Source organism: Escherichia marmotae (assembly GCF_002900365.1).
Taxonomy (GTDB): Bacteria; Pseudomonadota; Gammaproteobacteria; order Enterobacterales; family Enterobacteriaceae; genus Escherichia; species Escherichia marmotae.
Genome location: NZ_CP025979.1, coordinates 1,268,469 through 1,288,015 on the forward strand (window position 1 = coordinate 1,268,469; position 19,547 = coordinate 1,288,015).

17 protein-coding genes are annotated in these 19,547 nt (G+C 50.7%); 6 read left to right on the plus strand and 11 right to left on the minus strand.

Translation table 11 applies throughout. The features are described from left to right. The first annotated feature begins 21 nt into the window (after positions 1-21). The 4 genes from C1192_RS06775 to C1192_RS06790 are packed head-to-tail and all read left to right on the plus strand — an operon-like array spanning position 22 to position 4,675. On the plus strand, positions 22-2,592 hold the full coding sequence (locus tag C1192_RS06775) for a fimbria/pilus outer membrane usher protein (protein WP_038354432.1): 2,571 nt from the start codon (positions 22-24) through the stop codon (positions 2,590-2,592). Beyond that, on the plus strand, positions 2,592-3,620 hold the full coding sequence (locus C1192_RS06780) for a fimbrial protein (protein ID WP_072041559.1): 1,029 nt from the start codon (positions 2,592-2,594) through the stop codon (positions 3,618-3,620). The genes C1192_RS06775 and C1192_RS06780 overlap by 1 nt, the downstream gene beginning before the upstream one ends. Before the next feature lie 20 nt (positions 3,621-3,640). After that, entirely contained in the window at positions 3,641-4,147 is a 507-nt protein-coding gene (locus C1192_RS06785; RefSeq protein ID WP_038354433.1) for a fimbrial protein, read from the plus strand. Between the two features lie 15 nt (positions 4,148-4,162). Beyond that, complete coding sequence (locus tag C1192_RS06790; protein ID WP_038354434.1) at positions 4,163-4,675, plus strand: fimbrial protein; 513 nt, start codon at positions 4,163-4,165, stop codon at positions 4,673-4,675. Positions 4,676-4,742: 67 nt separating this feature from the next. On the opposite strand, the gene fabF is transcribed toward C1192_RS06790, so the two are convergent. The 8 genes from fabF to yceD form a co-directional block, all read right to left on the minus strand. Then, complete coding sequence (gene fabF / locus C1192_RS06795) at positions 4,743-5,984, minus strand: beta-ketoacyl-ACP synthase II (RefSeq protein ID WP_000044680.1); 1,242 nt, start codon at positions 5,982-5,984, stop codon at positions 4,743-4,745. Between the two features lie 87 nt (positions 5,985-6,071). After that, positions 6,072-6,308, minus strand: coding sequence for an acyl carrier protein (gene acpP / locus C1192_RS06800; protein ID WP_000103754.1), 237 nt, complete (start codon positions 6,306-6,308; stop codon positions 6,072-6,074). Positions 6,309-6,518: 210 nt separating this feature from the next. After that, entirely contained in the window at positions 6,519-7,253 is a 735-nt protein-coding gene (gene fabG / locus C1192_RS06805) for a 3-oxoacyl-ACP reductase FabG (protein ID WP_001008542.1), read from the minus strand. Positions 7,254-7,265: 12 nt separating this feature from the next. After that, complete coding sequence (fabD, locus tag C1192_RS06810; protein ID WP_001516187.1) at positions 7,266-8,195, minus strand: ACP S-malonyltransferase; 930 nt, start codon at positions 8,193-8,195, stop codon at positions 7,266-7,268. A 15-nt stretch (positions 8,196-8,210) separates the two neighbouring features. Beyond that, on the minus strand, positions 8,211-9,164 hold the full coding sequence (fabH, locus tag C1192_RS06815; protein ID WP_000288127.1) for a beta-ketoacyl-ACP synthase III: 954 nt from the start codon (positions 9,162-9,164) through the stop codon (positions 8,211-8,213). 67 nt (positions 9,165-9,231) lie between these two features. Next, positions 9,232-10,302: a phosphate acyltransferase PlsX gene (gene plsX, locus C1192_RS06820; protein ID WP_000197582.1), complete on the minus strand. Its 1,071-nt coding sequence runs from the start codon at positions 10,300-10,302 to the stop codon at positions 9,232-9,234. An 80-nt stretch (positions 10,303-10,382) separates the two neighbouring features. Further along, positions 10,383-10,556 carry a 50S ribosomal protein L32 gene (rpmF, locus tag C1192_RS06825; RefSeq protein ID WP_000290727.1) on the minus strand — a complete coding sequence of 58 codons (174 nt, stop codon included), beginning with the start codon at positions 10,554-10,556 and terminating at the stop codon, positions 10,383-10,385. Positions 10,557-10,607: 51 nt separating this feature from the next. Continuing rightward, positions 10,608-11,129, minus strand: coding sequence for a 23S rRNA accumulation protein YceD (gene yceD, locus C1192_RS06830; protein WP_001174477.1), 522 nt, complete (start codon positions 11,127-11,129; stop codon positions 10,608-10,610). Between the two features lie 198 nt (positions 11,130-11,327). On the opposite strand from yceD, the gene yceF reads away from it, so the two are divergent. Further along, on the plus strand, positions 11,328-11,912 hold the full coding sequence (yceF, locus tag C1192_RS06835; protein ID WP_038354435.1) for a 7-methyl-GTP pyrophosphatase: 585 nt from the start codon (positions 11,328-11,330) through the stop codon (positions 11,910-11,912). A 111-nt stretch (positions 11,913-12,023) separates the two neighbouring features. On the opposite strand, the gene rluC is transcribed toward yceF, so the two are convergent. Next, positions 12,024-12,983, minus strand: coding sequence for a 23S rRNA pseudouridine(955/2504/2580) synthase RluC (gene rluC / locus C1192_RS06840; protein ID WP_024191859.1), 960 nt, complete (start codon positions 12,981-12,983; stop codon positions 12,024-12,026). 572 nt (positions 12,984-13,555) lie between these two features. Here rluC and rne point away from each other — a divergent pair. Beyond that, entirely contained in the window at positions 13,556-16,735 is a 3,180-nt protein-coding gene (rne, locus tag C1192_RS06850) for a ribonuclease E (RefSeq protein WP_038354436.1), read from the plus strand. Positions 16,736-16,930: 195 nt separating this feature from the next. On the opposite strand, the gene flgL is transcribed toward rne, so the two are convergent. Both flgL and flgK read right to left on the minus strand, forming a co-directional pair. Beyond that, complete coding sequence (flgL, locus tag C1192_RS06855) at positions 16,931-17,884, minus strand: flagellar hook-associated protein FlgL (RefSeq protein WP_001212793.1); 954 nt, start codon at positions 17,882-17,884, stop codon at positions 16,931-16,933. 12 nt (positions 17,885-17,896) lie between these two features. Further along, complete coding sequence (gene flgK, locus C1192_RS06860; protein WP_038354437.1) at positions 17,897-19,528, minus strand: flagellar hook-associated protein FlgK; 1,632 nt, start codon at positions 19,526-19,528, stop codon at positions 17,897-17,899. Between the last annotated feature and the right edge of the window lie 19 nt (positions 19,529-19,547).

Sequence of the window (19,547 nt, forward strand, 5' to 3'; positions counted from 1 at the left end):
TCTAACCCGAAGGATAACGGAATGTCCGCAGACGTCAGACAAAAAAGAAAAATTCTCAGCAAGATAGCTTGCTTTATTGCCTTGCAATGCTCAATTTCGGCGTCTAATCCTGCATTTGCACGCGAATATTTCAACCCCGCCCTGCTCGGTATTGACGGCCCGAATACAGACCTAATCGATTTGAGTTCTTTCAGCGAAGGAATTGGGCAAATGCCTGGGACTTATCGTGTTGATATAATCATCAACCAGATGGCTCAGGGCACATATGATATTCCGTTTACGATGCAAAAAGAGACGAACGGAAATTCTTCATTACAACCTTGCATTAGCCCGGAAATGTTAAAGACATTTGGTGTTCGTACCGAACAATTTCCACAACTGAACAACAGCAGCGAGTGCGCCAATTTGTCCGCCATTCCGATGGCCAGCACTGAGTTTATATTCAACCGTCAGCAATTGATGATCACTGTGCCACAAGCCGCAATGAACAATTCAGTGCGTGGCTTTGTTCCCCCTGAACGGCTTGATGAAGGCATAAACGCGCTACTGCTCAACTACAATTTCTCGGGCGCGAATACCGCCACGCGAAATTCCGACGGTACAGACACCGACAGCTACTATCTCAACCTGCTTCCCGGCCTCAACATTGGCCCATGGCGAGTGCGTAACTATAGTACCTGGAGTCGAGACACCTCCGGTGGAGATAAGCAGGAAAACTGGGATTCAATTTATACTTACGCGCAGCGTAATATTATCGCACTGAAAAGCCAATTGACCGTCGGCGATAGCACTTCCGCGTCGGACATGTTTGACAGCGTGCCTTTTCGCGGCGCTCAAATAGCCTCCGATGACGATATGTTACCTGATAGCATGCGCGGGTATGCCCCTATGGTACGCGGAATCGCCCGTACCAATGCCCAGGTGATTATCAAACAGAACGGCTACACCATTTATCAGACTTATGTCTCGCCGGGTGCGTTTGAAATTACCGATATGTACCCTACCGGCAGCAGCGGCGATCTGGATGTCACGGTCAAAGAAGCCGACGGCAGTGAACAGCACCAGATTATTCCGTTTGCATCCGTACCGATATTGCAACGTGAAGGCCGGCTGAAATATAGCCTGACCAGTGGACAATATCGCCCCTACGATAACAATGTTGAAACGCCATGGTTCACACAAAGCACGGCTATCTACGGCCTGCCAGCCGGTTTCACACTCTATGGCGGCGGTCAGTTCTCTCAACATTATCAATCGCTATTAGGCGGTTTGGGTAAAAACTTCGGTACCTTAGGCGCAGTTTCCGTTGATGTCGCACAAGCCTGGTCACAGCAGCAGGATCAAGACAAAATAGGAGGTCAGTCATGGCGAATTCGTTACAGCAAGAATTTCCTTGAGACTGGCACGAATATTTCGATATCTGGTTATCGCTACTCGACATCTGGCTACTACAGCTTGCAGGAAGTGCTGGATACCTGGCGTGATAGCAACAAGAATACGACTGACGATCGGCGGCGCAATCGCGCAGAATTTTTGCTCGCGCAAAACCTCGGTTTAAACTATGGCTCCCTCTCGCTAAACGCAATCAGTGAAGATTACTGGAACAGCGATCGGAAGATGCGTTCGATTGGCGCAGGCTATAGCAATAGCTGGAATAACATTACTTTCAACATCAATTACAGTTATAACCGCAACACGAGCAACAGCAGCATCACGGCCAATAATAATGGACAGACGATCTACGACGAAGATCAGATCCTCTCACTGAGTATCAGCCTTCCGCTCGATCGTTGGCTAAGTAATAGTTCGGCAAGTTATAACCTGAACACCAGTAAAAAAGGCAATACCAACCATTCAATTGGGTTAAATGGCAGTGCCCTCGAGCAACAAAATTTGAACTGGAGCTTGCAGGAAAGCCAAACAAACCATGGAGAGGGTAACGGCGGCTACGCCAGTGTGGATTACCAGGGAACTTACGCCAGACTCAATGCAGCCTACAGCTATGATCAAAACCAGCAACGTGTGAACTACGGTATTGAAGGTGGCGTTGTAGCACATGCCGACGGTATTACATTGAGTCAGTCGTTAGGGGAAACCGTCGCCCTGGTGCAGGCACCTGGTGCCAATGGGGTTAGCGTGTCCAACCAAACTGGCGTCAAAACGGATTACCGTGGCTACACAATCGTTCCGTTCGTCAACGCATATAAGGAAAATGCCATTTCACTGGAAACCGAGACACTACCTGATGATGCCGATCTCACCATTTCCAGCAGAACAGTTACACCAACCCGTGGAGCAATTGTACGCGCCACCTTCAACACACAAGTGGGTAAGCGCGTACTCATAAACTTAACCCGACCAGGTGGAACAGCAGTACCATTTGGCGCACTGGCATCCATCGATAAGAGCACCAGCGCACAAGGCTTTATTGTGGGCGATAACGGTCAGGTATATCTCACAGGTATGCCAGAAAGCGGTGCGCTAAAAGTGAAGTGGGGAAATGGTGTGGGTGACTCTTGCCAGGTATCATTTAATTTACCCGTCACCGCACAAACGGGTGGTGTCATTCAGACAAACGGGGTCTGTAAATAATGCAATATACAATTTTCAATCATAATGGAAAAAAAACTTTCCGCCGCACCACTATCCTCCGTCTGTTTGCCGCCATTGGGATGGCAACAAGCCCGGTAATAGTATCTGCAACCACATTTGATTTAAGCGCCGCTGATACGTCAACCAAACCATATATATTATCTAATACCGGTATTCCTGCGCAGGTAGGGGGAAAAACCTGGTTTGATGACTGGGGGCAGAACTGGTCGCTAAAAGTTTCTGGGGGCGGGTCGGGTACTGCTTATGCAGAAGTGACGATTAATGGGCAAGAGGTAGCAGGTTTTACTGGAGATGATGGCGCTACCGTTTATAAAACGAGTAACCCTGGTATTGGTATTGCCTATCAAGTAACTTACAGGCCTGACGTCTCAACACCGATAAAGGTTTTCAACCCGCCATTCCGGCTGGATTTTTCCGGTGCAGGCGCGGGTGGATTCTTCATTGTTCGCTATGAACTTATCAGACTGACTGACTTCTTGCCTGCCGGGCAGATTGTTCCACCTACAGTTACGGTGACTTATCATAATCCCGATGGAACCAGTAAGACGTTTACTGCCCGCTCGGGTACTAGCGGTCAACCAAAGTACACGGCCTGCACCATCACGGCACCAAAAGAGATAAAACTGCCAACGCTTTATGGCAAAGATTTAGTTAATGGTGTCCAGGGTGAGACAAGTGTTCCAAAAATAAGTTTAACCAATTGCCCGGGAGCAATGGATAGCATCAACTATAAATTCACAGCAACCTACGGCACACATGACGCGGCAAATGGCGTTATGAAGGCACAAACCGGTAATGATTATGCCAAAAATGTCTATATAAGATTTATGAATGGCGATAATACTCCCTACAACCAATTAAACAGCCCTAAAAAATTAACGAGTTATATTGGTTCAGGAAATTACGATTTGCCTGATTTTAAAGTTGGTTATTTCATCGACGATATAAATACAGTCACTGCCGGAAAGGTAAACTCCGCGCTTCAACTCGACGTGACTTATAACTGAACCTAAAGGAGAATATTATTATGGATAAAAAGATTGGTATAATAGCAGCTGCGTTAGTAAGTTTATTTTCTATCAACAGTTATGCTGTCGATATTAATATCACAGGGTTAGTCATCGCTTCGCCATGCATTGTGAATGGCAATAATCCGTCATTAGACGTTAATCTGGGTAATGATATTTTAGCCGATAGTCTGTCCACAGCGGGTAGTGCTACAAGCTGGAAAGATTTCACCCTTTCCCTGACTAACTGCCCTGCCTCCACCACCTCTTTTAGCGTGGCTTTTTCCGGCACAACTGATACCGATACCGATTACTATAAAAATACTGGTGGTGCAACCAATCTAAAACTGGAGCTTACAAATCAGGCTGGCGATGTGTCATTTAAAAACGGTGCGTCTCTGCAAAATGTCATTATCCCTGGTACTCACACTTACGATTTGAAGATGCGCTCTCGCGCGGTCTCCAAAGGCAACGTGATGCCTGGTTCTATTCAAGGTCAGGTTCAGGCAACCTTTACCTACCAGTAAATGCAGGAAGGCATCATGACGCGACAGGTTCTCAAATACATTCCCGCACTGGTATGCATGTGGGTTACCGGGGCACCCGCTGCAGATATTAATCTCAGTGGAACGGTAGTAGCGGCGGCCTGTACCGTTGATACGAATACCAAAGCGCAGACAGTGACGTTTCAACAGGCGCGCGCCGTAGATTATAAAACGGTAGGCAGTACCAGTGAATGGCAGGATTTCCAACTGTCGCTTTCCGGCTGCCCTGCTTCTACTACGCAGGTTACAGCATCATTCAGTGGCGATGCAGATACTGTAGATCCAACGAAATTTAGCAACAGTCTGGGAAATGCCACAGGGATGGCGTTGCAGATAATGACGCGCGACCATTTGACTGAAATCCAGCCGCTGGGCGCATTGACCGTAGGCGTTAACAGCACACAGAATAGCGTGATATTTCCACTCTCTGCCCGCTTGTACACTCCTACTGGCGTAGTAACGGCAGGTGAGTTTAAAACGGTTGTGCAGTTTTCTTTTACCTACCAGTAAATCTATCGGAAGACAAAAAAAAGCGGAGCGCCTGAGCGTTCCGCTTTTTTATTTGCTTCGCGAATCTTTAAACGCGTTTAAAGATCAACGAACCGTTAGTGCCACCGAAGCCGAAGGAGTTACACAAGGTGTACTCCATTCCGCTTACCTGGCGCGCTTCATGCGGCACAAAATCCAGGTCGCAGCCTTCATCCGGGTTATCCAGGTTGATGGTCGGCGGAACAGCCTGATCGCGCAGGGCCAGGATGGAGTAGATAGACTCTACTGCACCCGCTGCACCTAACAGGTGACCAGTCATGGATTTCGTGGAACTTACCAGCACACGGCTTGCAGCTTCACCGAAGATGGTTTTCACTGCCTGCGCTTCGGCCTTATCGCCTGCTGGCGTTGAAGTACCGTGCGCGTTAACGTAGCCAATCTGGCTCGCTTCAATGCCTGCATCACGCAAAGCATTCGCCATTGCCAGTGCTGCGCCTGCGCCATTTTCCGGCGGCGACGTCATATGGTAGGCATCGCTGCTCATACCAAAGCCGACAAGTTCAGCGTAAATTTTCGCACCGCGTTTTTTTGCGTGTTCGTACTCTTCGAGCACCAGCATACCGGCGCCATCGCCCAGTACGAAACCATCACGCTCTTTATCCCACGGGCGGCTGGCCGCTTGCGGGTTATCATTGCGGGTAGATAATGCACGTGCCGCGCCGAAACCACCAACGCCCAGCGGCGTACTGGCTTTCTCTGCGCCACCTGCAACCATCACGTCAGCATCGCCATACGCGATAATACGCGCAGCATGGCCAATGTTATGCACGCCAGACGTACAGGCGGTCGCGATAGAGATGCTTGGGCCACGCAGGCCATACATGATAGTCAGGTGACCTGCCACCATGTTCACAATCGTTGACGGAACGAAGAATGGGCTGATCTTACGTGGACCACCGTTCATCAGAGATGTGTGGTTTTCTTCGATCAGTCCGAGGCCGCCAATCCCGGAGCCAATTGCGGCACCAATGCGGGTTGCGTTCTCTTCCGTTATTTCAAGGCCAGAATCCTGCATGGCCTGAACGCCAGCGACAATTCCATATTGAATGAAGGCATCCATCTTGCGCTGTTCTTTGCGCGAGATAATGTCCTCACAGTTAAAATCCTTTACTAAGCCAGCAAATTTCGTTGCATAGGCGCTAGTATCGAAATGGTCGATTAGGCTGATGCCACTCTGACCGGCAAGCAGAGCTTTCCAGGTAGACTCTACGGTATTGCCGACAGGAGACAACATGCCCAGTCCGGTCACAACTACACGACGCTTAGACACGTTTGTCCTCCAGGGAGGGAAAAAATGATTCTAGTGGGACAAAAAGATAAAACTCAGGCGGTCGAACGACCGCCTGGAGATGTTCACTTACGCCTGGTGGCCGTTGATGTAATCAATGGCAGCCTGAACGGTGGTGATTTTCTCAGCTTCTTCGTCCGGAATCTCAGTATCAAACTCTTCTTCCAGAGCCATTACCAGCTCAACGGTGTCAAGAGAATCCGCGCCCAGGTCTTCAACGAAAGAAGCATTGTTGGTAACTTCTTCCTGCTTAACGCCCAGCTGTTCGCCGATAATTTTCTTAACGCGTTCTTCGATAGTGCTCATACTCTTAAATTTCCTATCAAAACTCGCTTTCGCGATGGTTTTCGTAGTGTATAAAATGTTGAAAAATTTGCAACTAAATCCCGGCAGGTCTTACCACGATTTTACGCTATTTTGAGGCCATACCCCCCAACAACGCAAATCATTTTGCACTAATTATTACTCATAACCACGCAGACTGCGCGCAACATGAGCATTTTGTGCAATTCGCGGTCAGACCATGTACATCCCGCCGTTCACATGCAAAGTTTCACCCGTGATGTAAGCTGCTTCGTCGGATGCCAGGAATGCAACCGCGTTGGCGATTTCCTGTGCGCCGCCAAGGCGACCCGCAGGAACCTGCGCCAGGATACCCGCACGCTGGTCATCGCTCAGCGCACGTGTCATGTCCGTTTCAATAAAGCCCGGAGCAACAACGTTTACAGTAATACCGCGTGACGCAACTTCGCGCGCCAGTGATTTACTGAAGCCGATCAAGCCCGCTTTCGCCGCAGCGTAGTTGGCCTGACCGCCATTTCCCATGGTACCAACCACAGAACCGATAGTGATAATACGACCATGACGCTTTTTCATCATAGCGCGCATTACCGCTTTTGACAGACGGAAAACAGATGAAAGGTTGGTTTCGATAATATCGTTCCACTCATCATCTTTCATTCGCATTAACAGGTTATCACGAGTGATACCGGCATTATTGACCAGGATATCGACTTCACCAAATTCTGCGCGAATTTTTTCCAGAACAGATTCGATAGATGCCGGGTCGGTCACATTCAACATCAGACCTTTACCGTTAGCACCTAAATAATCACTGATCGCCTGAGCGCCGCTTTCACTGGTCGCAGTGCCGATAACTTTCGCACCACGGGCTGCGAGCGTTTCAGCAATTGCGCGGCCAATCCCACGGCTTGCACCGGTTACCAGTGCGATTTTTCCTTCAAAATTCATGATTTTCCTCTTTTAAAGCTCGAGCGCCGCTGCCATCGCTGAAGGTTCATTCAGCGCCGAGGCGGTCAGGGTGTCGACAATGCGTTTTGTCAGGCCAGTAAGCACTTTGCCCGGGCCGACTTCATAAAGATGTTCTACGCCTTGCGTTGCCATGTATTCAACGGACTTCGTCCACTGAACTGGGTTATAAAGCTGGCGCACCAGGGCATCACGGATGGCATCACCATTGGTTTCGCATTTCACATCAACGTTGTTCACAACCGGAACGGTTGGGGCGTTAAAAGTGATTTTTGCTAATTCAACAGCCAGCTTGTCGGCAGCCGGTTTCATCAACGCACAATGAGACGGAACGCTCACTGGCAACGGCAACGCACGTTTTGCGCCAGCAGCTTTACAGGCAGCACCTGCACGCTCAACCGCTTCTTTATGACCGGCAATAACCACCTGGCCCGGAGAGTTGAAGTTTACCGGAGAAACCACCTGGCCTTCCGCTGCTTCTTCACAAGCCTTAGCAATAGACGCATCATCCAGACCGATGATTGCCGCCATTGCGCCAGTCCCTTCCGGTACAGCTTCCTGCATGAACTTGCCGCGCATCTCAACCAGACGCACCGCATCAGCAAAATCAATCACACCAGCACAAACCAGCGCGGAGTATTCGCCCAGGCTGTGACCAGCCATCATTGCTGGAGCTTTGCCGCCTTGCTGCTGCCATACGCGATACAGCGCAACAGATGCAGCTAACAGTGCTGGCTGGGTTTGCCAGGTTTTATTCAGTTCTTCGGCTGGCCCCTGCTGGGTCAGCGCCCACAGGTCGTAGCCCAGCGCTGCAGAAGCTTCAGCAAACGTTTCTTCAACAATGGGATAGCTCGCCGCCATATCAGCCAGCATTCCAACGGTTTGAGAACCCTGTCCAGGGAACACAAATGCAAATTGCGTCATTTTTAAATCCTTATCCTAGAAACGAACCAGCGCGGAGCCCCAGGTAAACCCACCGCCAAAGGCTTCAAGCAGGACCAACTGACCAGGCTTAATACGCCCATCGCGTACCGCTTCATCAAGTGCACAAGGCACAGAAGCAGCAGAGGTATTACCATGGCGATCCAGGGTCACGACGACATTGTCCATCGACATGCCGAGTTTTTTCGCCGTTGCGCTGATAATACGCAGGTTCGCCTGATGCGGAACCAGCCAGTCCAGTTGAGAACGGTCAAGATTATTCGCCGCCAGCGTCTCATCAACGATGTGCGCAAGCTCAGTTACCGCGACCTTGAAGACTTCGTTGCCTGCCATAGTCAGATGAATTGAATTCTCTGGATTCACACGGTCAGCGTTAGGCAGCGTCAGCAATTCACCATAGCTGCCGTCGGCATGCAGATGGGTGGAGATAATTCCTGGCTCTTCAGAGGCGGCCAGCACCGCAGCGCCCGCACCATCACCAAAAATGATAATGGTCCCGCGATCTGTTGGATCGCAGGTGCGCGCCAGTACATCGGAACCGACGACCAGAGCATACTTCACCGCACCAGATTTCACATATTGATCAGCTACGCTCAGGGCGTATGTGAAACCTGCACAGGCTGCGGCAACGTCAAACGCCGGGCAACCTTTAATGCCCAACATGCTTTGAATCTGACATGCTGCGCTCGGGAAGGCGTGCGTGGCAGAAGTCGTTGCCACAACAATCAGGCCAATCTGGTCTTTGTCGATACCCGCCATTTCAATTGCACGTGTCGCCGCTTCGAAGCCCATGGTAGAAACGGTTTCGTTTGGTGCAGCAATATGACGTTCACGGATGCCAGTACGAGTAACAATCCACTCGTCAGAGGTATCCACCATTTTTTCCAGATCGGCGTTTGTCCGCACTTGTTCGGGCAGATAGCTGCCAGTACCAATAATCTTCGTATACATGTACGCTCAGTCACTTTTCGGTTATATACCGTCACTTGCAAACTGCGAGTTCGCTGGCAGCGTCCTGCTACCGCAGAGTTCCGCTTTTGCCACCGTCCAGCAGCTCAAAACCAGCTGGGTATACAGATTTCAGGCGAGCGGCAATTCGCTGAGGAACTTGTCGCTGCACCGCCTGCACTGCCTGTTCAATCGCGACCGCAAAAGCTCGCTGATTGGCCGCACCATGACTTTTTATCACCGTGCCGCGCAATCCTAACAGACAGGCGCCGTTATACTGGTCGGGGTTGAGGTGACTGAATCGCCTCGTCAGGCTCTTTTGTAGCCAACGCTTTAATAACAGTAGCCACCACGACCGTTTTTTCCCTTCTCCCTGGGATTTCAGCAGAGAAAGGAACATCCTGACAACACCTTCCATCGTCTTTAATGTGACATTTCCTGTAAAACCGTCACAGACCAACACATCTGTCTTGCCAGTTAATAACTCATTGGCTTCAAGATAGCCGATATAATTGACAGAAGGGATTGTTTTAAGCACAGCTGAGGCGTCCCGAATACTGTCGAGACCCTTTACTTCTTCTTCACCAATATTGAGCAACGCCACGCGAGGGTTAGGGATTTCCACCACCTCTTCTGCCAAAACAGAGCCCATAATGGCGAATTGCACCAACATTGTGCTATCACAATCGACGTTGGCCCCTAAATCGAGAACCACCGTTTTGCCCTTTTGCTGATGCGGTAACACCGTCACCAACGCCGGACGCTCAATCCCCTCCAGGGGTTTGAGCAATAATTTTGCCAGTCCCATCAGCGCCCCGGTATTACCGGCACTGACACAGGCCTGCGCTCGCCCCTCTTTCACTAGTTCCAAAGCCACGCGCATTGAGCTACCACGACTGCCGCGGATAGCTTGCGAAGGCCGGGCATCACTGGCGATAACTGACTGCGCAGGGATAATCTGCAAACGCGAACGTTGTTCGAAGTCAGCTTTAGCAAGTAATGGCGTGATGGCGTCGGGATTACCGACTAAAAGAAGAGTGAGTTGCGAATTAGAGTTCAGTGCCTGCAAAGCTGCAGGCACTGTCACAGAAGGGCCAAAATCGCCCCCCATGACATCTAACGCCAGGGTTAGACGTGTCAAGGTATCGTCGCCGCCCGGTTTGGTCTTTCCCCAGTTACCTGGGGAAAATCCTCACTAAGCTTCATCACGCAGACGCGTGATTACTTAGCGATGACCTTGCGGCCGCGGTAGTAACCGTCGGCAGTGATGTGGTGACGCAGGTGTTTTTCACCAGAAGTTTTGTCTACAGACAGGCTGGTGACTGCGGTCAGCGCGTCATGGGAACGACGCATGCCACGTTTGGAACGGGTTGGTTTATTCTGTTGTACGGCCATGGACCTTACTCCTCAATTACGGTTTATCCCCGATCCAACGGGGAGCACCAATTACTTACGCTTTAAGCTGGCTAATACGGCAAATGGGTTTGGTTTTTGCGCTTCATCAGGCAATTCACCAAAGACCATGTCCGCTTCGGACACTTCACAGTGTTCAGAATCATGCACCGGAACTACCGGCAAGGCGAGGATGATTTCATCTTCAACCATTGCAAGCAGATCGATTTCACCGAATTCGTTAACCTCAATCGGTTCATACGTTTCCGGCAGTGCTTCAGCCTGTTCGTCTGAACGCACAGGACTAAAACAATACGTTGTGTAGACCTGATGAGAAAACGGCTTCCCGCAACGCTGACACTCGAGCGTTACCGTCACCTTCGCATCGCCGTTTAACACTGCGAGACGTTGGTTATCGATAGCGAACGACATGGAGCATTCCACATCACTGTCCACACTGACTACAGATTCAGCGACGCGCTCAACCTGATCAGGAGTATAAATACCCTGGTAATCAAGGCGTTTTTGAGCCGTACGAACCGGATCGAGAGTCAGGGGTAATTTTACCTTTTGCATAGGGCGCGCATATTAACTTTGTAACGTCATAGAGTCAAAGAAAAAGGCAGCCTGTGGTTGCCTTTTGCCAATAATTCGCACACATTGCGGGTTACTGCTTTATTTTCGTTCAGTGCTGACAACGAACATCAACCTGCAAAACGAAGCGCATAGTTTAAAATGGCTATCATCAATACGCTATATCTGATGGAAAAAAATATGTCTAAACTTATTTTAGCCTCCACCTCGCCCTGGCGCCGCGCTCTACTTGAAAAACTGCAAATCTCTTTCGAATGTGCCGCGCCGGAGGTCGACGAAACCCCGCATAGCGATGAATCACCTCGCCAACTGGTGCTTCGACTGGCGCAAGAAAAAGCGCAATCCTTAGCATCACGTTATCCAGACCATTTAATTATTGGTTCTGACCAGGTGTGTGTTCTTGACGGTGAAATCACCGGTAAACCGTTAACGGAAGACAATGCGCGCCTGCAATTACGCAAAGCCAGCGGCAATATTGTCACCTTTTATACCGGGCTGGCATTGTATAATTCCGCCAACGGACATCTGCAAACAGAAGTGGAACCATTTGACGTCCATTTCCGTCATCTGAGCGAGGCGGAGATTGATAATTACGTGCGTAAGGAGCATCCCCTGCACTGTGCAGGTAGCTTTAAGAGTGAAGGCTTTGGCATTACGCTATTCGAGCGTTTAGAAGGGCGTGACCCTAACACGCTGGTTGGTTTGCCGCTTATTGCGCTCTGTCAGATGTTACGTCGGGAAGGGAAAAACCCGCTGATGGGATAATTTTATGAGCCGGACGCGTTTACGCCGCATCCGGCAATTGGTGCTGACTGCCTGATGCGGCGTAAACGCCTTATCAGGCCTACCGCCTACTATCTGATTTATATGCTCGCATTAACGCGTATTACGCAGTTTCTGCAAACAACGCTTCAAACCATCATCCATCGGCGCTTCGATACGCATCACCTCACCCGTTCCCGGATGGGTAAACTTCAACGCCGCGGCGTGCAGGAATAAACGATTTAATCCCGTTCCCGCTTCAGTGAGTTGTTTATCAAATTCGCGGTCGCCGTAACGATCATCAAAGGCAATCGGATGACCAGCGTATTGCGTATGCACACGGATCTGGTGTGTACGACCGGTCACCGGGCTACAACGCACCAGCGTGGCAAACGCATAGCGTTCTTCCACTTTGAAGCGCGTTTCTGACGGCTTACCCTCCTGGCTCACACGCACAATACGCTCGCCGCTTTGCAGAATGTTTTTCAGCAACGGCGCTTGCACGCTTTTCACGTGTGACTGCCACTGACCGCGCACCAGCGCCAGGTAATCTTTTTGCATACCTTTTTCACGTAATTGCTCATGTAGAGAACGTAACGCCGAGCGTTTTTTCGCTACCAGCAGCACACCAGAGGTGTCCCGGTCGAGCCGATGCACCAGTTCAAGGAACCGCGCTTCCGGGCGCAACGCCCTCAGTCCTTCAATAACGCCGAAACTTAAACCACTGCCGCCATGTACTGCTGTGCCAGACGGTTTATTCAACACCAGGATATGATCATCTTCATATAAGATGACATCCGCCAGCGCAGCGACTTTTTGCAGATGCGGCGAAACCGCGTCTTCTTCCCGTTCAGCAACGCGAACCGGCGGAATACGCACTTCATCGCCAGCTTCGAGTTTATATTCAGGCTTAATACGTTTTTTGTTCACCCGTACTTCGCCTTTACGCAAAATACGGTAGATCATACTTTTTGGTACGCCTTTCAATTGGGTACGCAAAAAGTTATCGATACGTTGCCCCGCTTCATCAGCGGTAATAGCAACGATTTTTACGGATGGAGTCTCTGTTTTCATGGGGGGCGATTCTAAATAGCCAGCAGGATTCGCGCCACTCATTTTTCTATGCTTATATTTAGTTCTGCACCTTATTACTTCCCAGCGCAATCACTTAATTGCTGGTTATTAAACCAATCACCAGCAAGAAGTGAAAAAACTGTGAGTAAGTGGGTGATAAATGGTAAAAGTCATCTTGCTATAACAAGGCTTGCAGTGGAATAATGAGAACGTTTCCGTGTCCAACCTTGTTAAAACAAGAAATTTTACGGAATAACCCATTTTGCCCGACCGATCATCAACGCAGCAATGGCGTAAGACGTATTGATCTTTCAGGCAGTTAGCGGGCTGCGGGTTGCAGTCCTTACCGGTAGATGGAAATATTTCTGGAGAGTAATACCCAGTCTGTTTCTCTGATAATTGCGCTGTTTTTCCGCATGAAAAACGGGCAACCGACACTCTGCGCCTCTTTGAGCTGACGATAACCGTGAGGTTGGCGACGCGACTAGACACGAGGCCATCGGTTCACACCCGGAAAGGCGTTACTTTGCCCGCAGCTTAGTCGTCAATGTAAGAATAATGAGTAAGTTACGATGAAAAGAATGTTAATCAACGCAACTCAGCAGGAAGAGTTGCGCGTTGCCCTTGTAGATGGGCAGCGTCTGTATGATCTGGATATCGAAAGTCCAGGGCATGAACAGAAAAAGGCGAACATCTACAAAGGTAAAATCACCCGCATTGAACCGAGTCTGGAAGCTGCTTTTGTTGATTACGGCGCTGAACGTCACGGTTTCCTCCCACTAAAAGAAATTGCCCGCGAATATTTCCCTGCTAACTACAGTGCTCATGGCCGCCCCAACATTAAAGATGTGTTGCGTGAAGGTCAGGAGGTTATTGTTCAGATCGATAAAGAAGAGCGCGGTAACAAAGGCGCAGCACTGACCACCTTTATCAGCCTGGCGGGTAGCTATCTGGTTCTGATGCCGAACAACCCGCGCGCGGGTGGCATTTCTCGCCGTATCGAAGGCGACGACCGTACCGAATTAAAAGAAGCACTGGCAAGCCTTGAACTGCCTGAAGGCATGGGGCTTATCGTGCGTACTGCTGGCGTCGGCAAATCTGCCGAGGCGCTCCAGTGGGATCTGAGCTTCCGTCTGAAACACTGGGAAGCGATCAAAAAAGCCGCTGAAAGCCGCCCTGCTCCGTTCCTGATTCACCAGGAAAGCAACGTTATCGTTCGCGCTTTCCGCGACTACCTGCGTCAGGACATAGGTGAAATCCTTATTGATAACCCGAAAGTGCTCGAACTGGCGCGTCAGCATATCGCCGCGTTGGGTCGCCCGGATTTCAGCAGCAAAATCAAACTGTACACGGGTGAAATTCCACTGTTCAGCCACTACCAGATTGAATCGCAGATCGAGTCCGCTTTCCAGCGTGAAGTTCGTCTGCCGTCCGGTGGTTCTATTGTTATCGACAGCACCGAAGCGTTAACCGCCATCGACATCAACTCCGCACGCGCAACCCGCGGCGGTGATATCGAAGAAACCGCGTTTAACACTAACCTGGAAGCTGCTGATGAGATTGCTCGTCAGTTGCGTCTGCGTGACCTCGGCGGCCTGATTGTTATCGACTTTATTGACATGACGCCAGTACGCCACCAGCGTGCGGTAGAAAACCGTCTGCGTGAAGCGGTGCGTCAGGATCGTGCGCGTATTCAAATCAGCCATATTTCTCGCTTCGGCCTGCTCGAGATGTCCCGTCAGCGCCTTAGCCCATCGCTGGGTGAATCCAGCCATCACGTCTGCCCGCGTTGCTCCGGTACTGGCACCGTGCGTGACAACGAATCCCTGTCGCTCTCTATTCTGCGTCTGATTGAAGAAGAAGCCCTGAAAGAGAACACTCAGGAAGTCCACGCTATTGTTCCTGTCCCCATTGCTTCTTACCTGCTGAACGAAAAACGTTCTGCGGTGAATGCAATTGAAACCCGTCAGGACGGCGTGCGCTGCGTGATTGTACCAAACGATCAGATGGAAACTCCGCACTACCACGTGCTGCGCGTGCGTAAAGGAGAAGAGACGCCGACCTTAAGCTACATGCTGCCAAAACTGCATGAAGAAGCGATGGCATTACCTTCTGAGGAAGAATTCCCTGAACGTAAACGCCCGGAACAACCTGCACTGGCAACCTTCGCCATGCCGGATGTTCCACCAGCGCCAACCCCGGCTGAAACTGTAGCACCGGCAGCAGCCCCAGCACCGAAAGCTGCGCCGACAACGCCTGCTGCTCCAGCACAACCAGGCCTGTTGAGCCGTCTTTTCAACGCACTGAAATCGTTGTTCAGCGGCGGCGAAGAAACCAAACCGGCCGAGCAACCCGCGTCGAAAGCAGAAGCAAAACCGGAGCGCCAACAGGATCGCCGTAAGCCTCGCCAGAACAACCGCCGTGACCGTAATGAACGCCGCGATACACGTAGTGAGCGTACAGAGGGCAGCGATAATCGCGAAGAGAACCGTCGTAATCGTCGCCAGGCACAGCAGCAGACTGCCGAGGCTCGTGAGAACCGTCAGCAGACCGATGTAACTGAAAAAGCACGCACCACTGACGAGCAGCAAGCACCGCGTCGTGAACGTAGCCGTCGCCGTAACGACGATAAACGTCAGGTGCAACAAGAAGCTAAAGCGCTGAATGTTGAAGAGCCATCTGTTCAGGAAACCGACCAGGAAGAACGTGTACGTCCGGTTCAACCACGTCGTAAACAGCGTCAACTGAACCAAAAAGTGCGTTACGAGCAAAGCGTTGCTGAAGAAGTTGTAGTCGCACCGGTGGTTGAAGAAACCGTCGCTACCGAGCCTGTTATGCAGGAAACGCCTGCCCAGCGAACTGAACTGGTAAAAGTTCCGCTGCCTGTGGTTGCGCAAACTGCGCCGGAACAGCAAGAAGAGAACAATGCCGATAACCGTGACAACGGTGGCATGCCACGTCGTTCTCGTCGTTCGCCTCGTCACCTGCGCGTAAGTGGCCAGCGTCGTCGCCGCTATCGTGACGAGCGTTATCCGGTTCAGTCACCAATGCCGTTAACTGTAGCGTGCGCATCTCCGGAACTTGCCTCTGGCAAAGTCTGGATCCGCTACCCGGTTGTACGTCCGCAAGATGTACAGGTTGAAGAACAACGCGAGCAGGAAGAAGTACAGGTTCAGCCGATGATGACTGAAGTCCCTGTCGCCGCCGCTGTGGAGCCAGTCATTGCCGCGCCGGTTGTTGAAGAAGTAACTGAAGTCGTAGAAGCACCTGTTCAGGTTGCCGAACCGCAAGTGGTTGAAACGACGCATCCTGAAGTGATTGCCGCTGCAGTAACTGAACAGCCGCAGGTGATTGCCGAAGCTGATGTTGCCGTAGCGCAGGAAGTTGCAGAGCACGCAGAACCAGTGGTTGAACCGCAGGAAGAGACGGCTGATATTGAAGAAGTTGCCGAAACTGCCGAGGTTGTGATTGCCGAACCTGAAGTCGTTGCTCAACCTGCCGCGCCTGTGGTCGCTGAAGTTGCAGCAGAGGTTGAAACAGTAGCCCCTGTTGAAGCCGAGGTAGTCGTAGAGCATAACCACGCTACCGCGCCGATGACACGTGCTCCGGCACCGGAATATGTTCCGGAAGCGCCGCGCCACAGTGATTGGCAGCGTCCAGCCTTTGCCTTCGAAGGTAAAGGTGCCGCAGGTGGTCATACGGCGACGCATCATGCCTCTGCCGCCCCTGCGCGTCCGCAACCTGTTGAGTAATCATTAACTCAAAGCGATCAAGCCCTGGCAACCGCCGGGGCTTTTTTTATTTCAGTTATGAATCAATATATTCAACTTCACCCAATGGTATTCTTGCCAGCCACACTCAAAAATAAGGCAAAAAAATGCCCGCTCAGGCGATCCCAGAGCGGGCAGACAAAACATACCCAGTTTCATGATATGTTTGAAAAGTGCTTATTTATTGAGCTGAAAAAGCGATAATCCTTGCATATCAGTAAACGCTTTGTACGACGCCTGCAACGCCGTTTGCTGCATGATGTAAGATGAAATCGTCGCGTTCCAGTCCACATCAACCAAATCACTCATCTGCTGCGTCTGACCTAAAGCGCGATCGCTACCTAATGAATCCAGCGACTCCAGTTCGTTCAACTGTGTGCCTAATTCCGCACGTACGGTGAGCACATTATTCAGCGAGTTTTTCAGGCCACGGTTAGTTTTATCTAATGCCGCAGCAGCGGTTTCTTTATCCGCTTCACTATCTGCAACCGGTGTTTTCAGCGCAGCGATGGCGCTATCCAACATAGCAAAAAGGCTGGTTTCAGAATCGCTACCGTCTGGTTCCGCTACCGCATTACTGGTAATGCTATTAAAAATTTTGTCGCCGGTATGCCCTATCACCATCGAACGCGAAGCATCAACCTGTTGCTTAATACTTTCAGTTCCGCCGACATATTCACCTTTCGCTTCGCTAAACGGTGCGGATTCGGTTTTATAACCAGCAAAAATGTAGCGCCCGTTACCGTCAGTGGTATTCGCCAGATTCAACAACTGGTCGCGGAGTCCCTGAATATCCGTGGCTAACGATGCCCGATCATCGTCACTTAACGTGCCGTTGCTGGCGTAGACAATTTTTTCCTGGGCATTCTGGATTGCCGTAGTAACCTGGCTAAGCACACTCTCTTCCAGCGACACTTTTTGCGTCGCGAAAGTACGCGCCAGCGTGTACTGACTGTTTTGCGCCTGCGCTTGTGAGAGCACGACAGCTTGTGATGCAGCAATGGGATCGTCAGAAGGGTTAACAACTCTCTTACCCGTCGACATCTGTTCGCCATACTTCATCCATTCCGCCTGGGAACTGGTGATACCGCGCATATTTTGCTGGTACATCATCTGGGTACTGAAACGCATTTTTTCTCTCCCTTAGCGAATGTTAATAAGCGCATCGAAAATGGCGTTCGCCGTCTGCAGAACCTGCGCATTCGCCAGGTAGTACTGCTGAAAACGTTGCAAGTTGCCGTACTCTTCATCAAGGTTGACGCCGGAAATAGATTGCTGCTGATTAGAGAGTTGCGTCACCACATTACCTTGCGTCGTACTGCTGGTTTTCAACGTAGCAGTTTTATTGCCGATATCACTCACTAACGAGGCATAGGCGTCGTTGAAGGATTTCGCCCCGCCCACCGTTTTACTGTTGCTTTGCAAATCCAGCAGCGCCTGACCATTACGGTTATCGCTCTCACCAGCGGTTTTATCGCTCGCCATGGCGATTTTCGCTTCGTCGGTGATTAAAACGTCCATGTTGACGATGGCATCGCTTACCGGTTTCAACGTGAAGCTGTCATTAGCATCTGGTGTGCCGGTAAACGTCAACTCCAGACCGTCAAACGAAACTTTACCGTCGGTATCTGGCGTCACCGTAAAAGTAGTATTGCTGGCAAGGCGGGTGACCTGCCACTGATTATTGTTGAAAGAGATTTTGTAATCTGTTGCCAGAACCGCGGAGCCGTCGGTCACCGTGGCGCTGATCGCGCTACTACCCTGGTTTTTAGTATTCTCCAGCACAGCCGGTTTCCCGATGGCAAAAAAATCTTTCCCTGTATCGCCATTGGCATCAAACCCGTCTTTGTGTTGAGTATTGAAAGCCCCGGCAAATGCCAGCGCCAGTTGTCCGAGCGTATTGCGCGTCTGGTCGAGATCCTGAGAACGGAACGTCAGAAGGCCGCCCAGCGACCCGGTATTCAGTAATTTCTCCGGGATCTCAATATTGCCCACAGTACTATCAACATAAGCGACTGTCGTGCGGGAAGGATCGGCGCTGGACGGTACTGCCGCCAACTGACGCGCCGTGCTGCCCTGTACCAGTGAGTAACCATTGGCCATCGTGATGTTGTAAGTGCCGCCATCCTGAACGCTGACTTCTACACCAACGATCTGGTTTAATTCGCTCACCAGTTGATCACGTTGATCCAGCAGCTCGTTAGGTGACGCCCCTGCCCCCACACCTGTCAGGCGTGAGATTTGATCGTTCAGACTGGCGATTTGTTTAGCATAATTGTTGATCTGGTCAACGCTGGCACCTATCGCGATATTGACCTGTTTATCCTGGTCGCGCAGATACTGATCGGTGGTTTTAAACTGGTTTACCAGCCCTTCTGCTTTACCGATCAGCGCCTGACGTGCCGCCGGATCTTCCGCGTTACTGACCAGTGTTTGCAGACTGGTGAAGAAATCCTGCATCTGTGTTGCCAGCGAGGTCGTGCTGCCAGAGAGCATATTGTCGATTTTCGACATCTGTTCATAGCGGGAAGTCAGACCGCTACTCTGGGTTTGCGCCGCACGTAACTGGTTGGTAATAAACGCATCATACTCACGTTGCACACCGGATACGTAGACACCATTGCCAACCCAACCACCTGCGTTGGCCTGCGCCATAATGGTGGTTTGGCGGGTATATCCGGCAACGTTATAGCTGGAAATATTATTACTCGCCGTATTTAACGCTGCCTGCGCCGCGTTAAGTCCGCTCATGGCGTTATTGATCAAGCTGGACATGGAGGTTCCTTATAAGCCT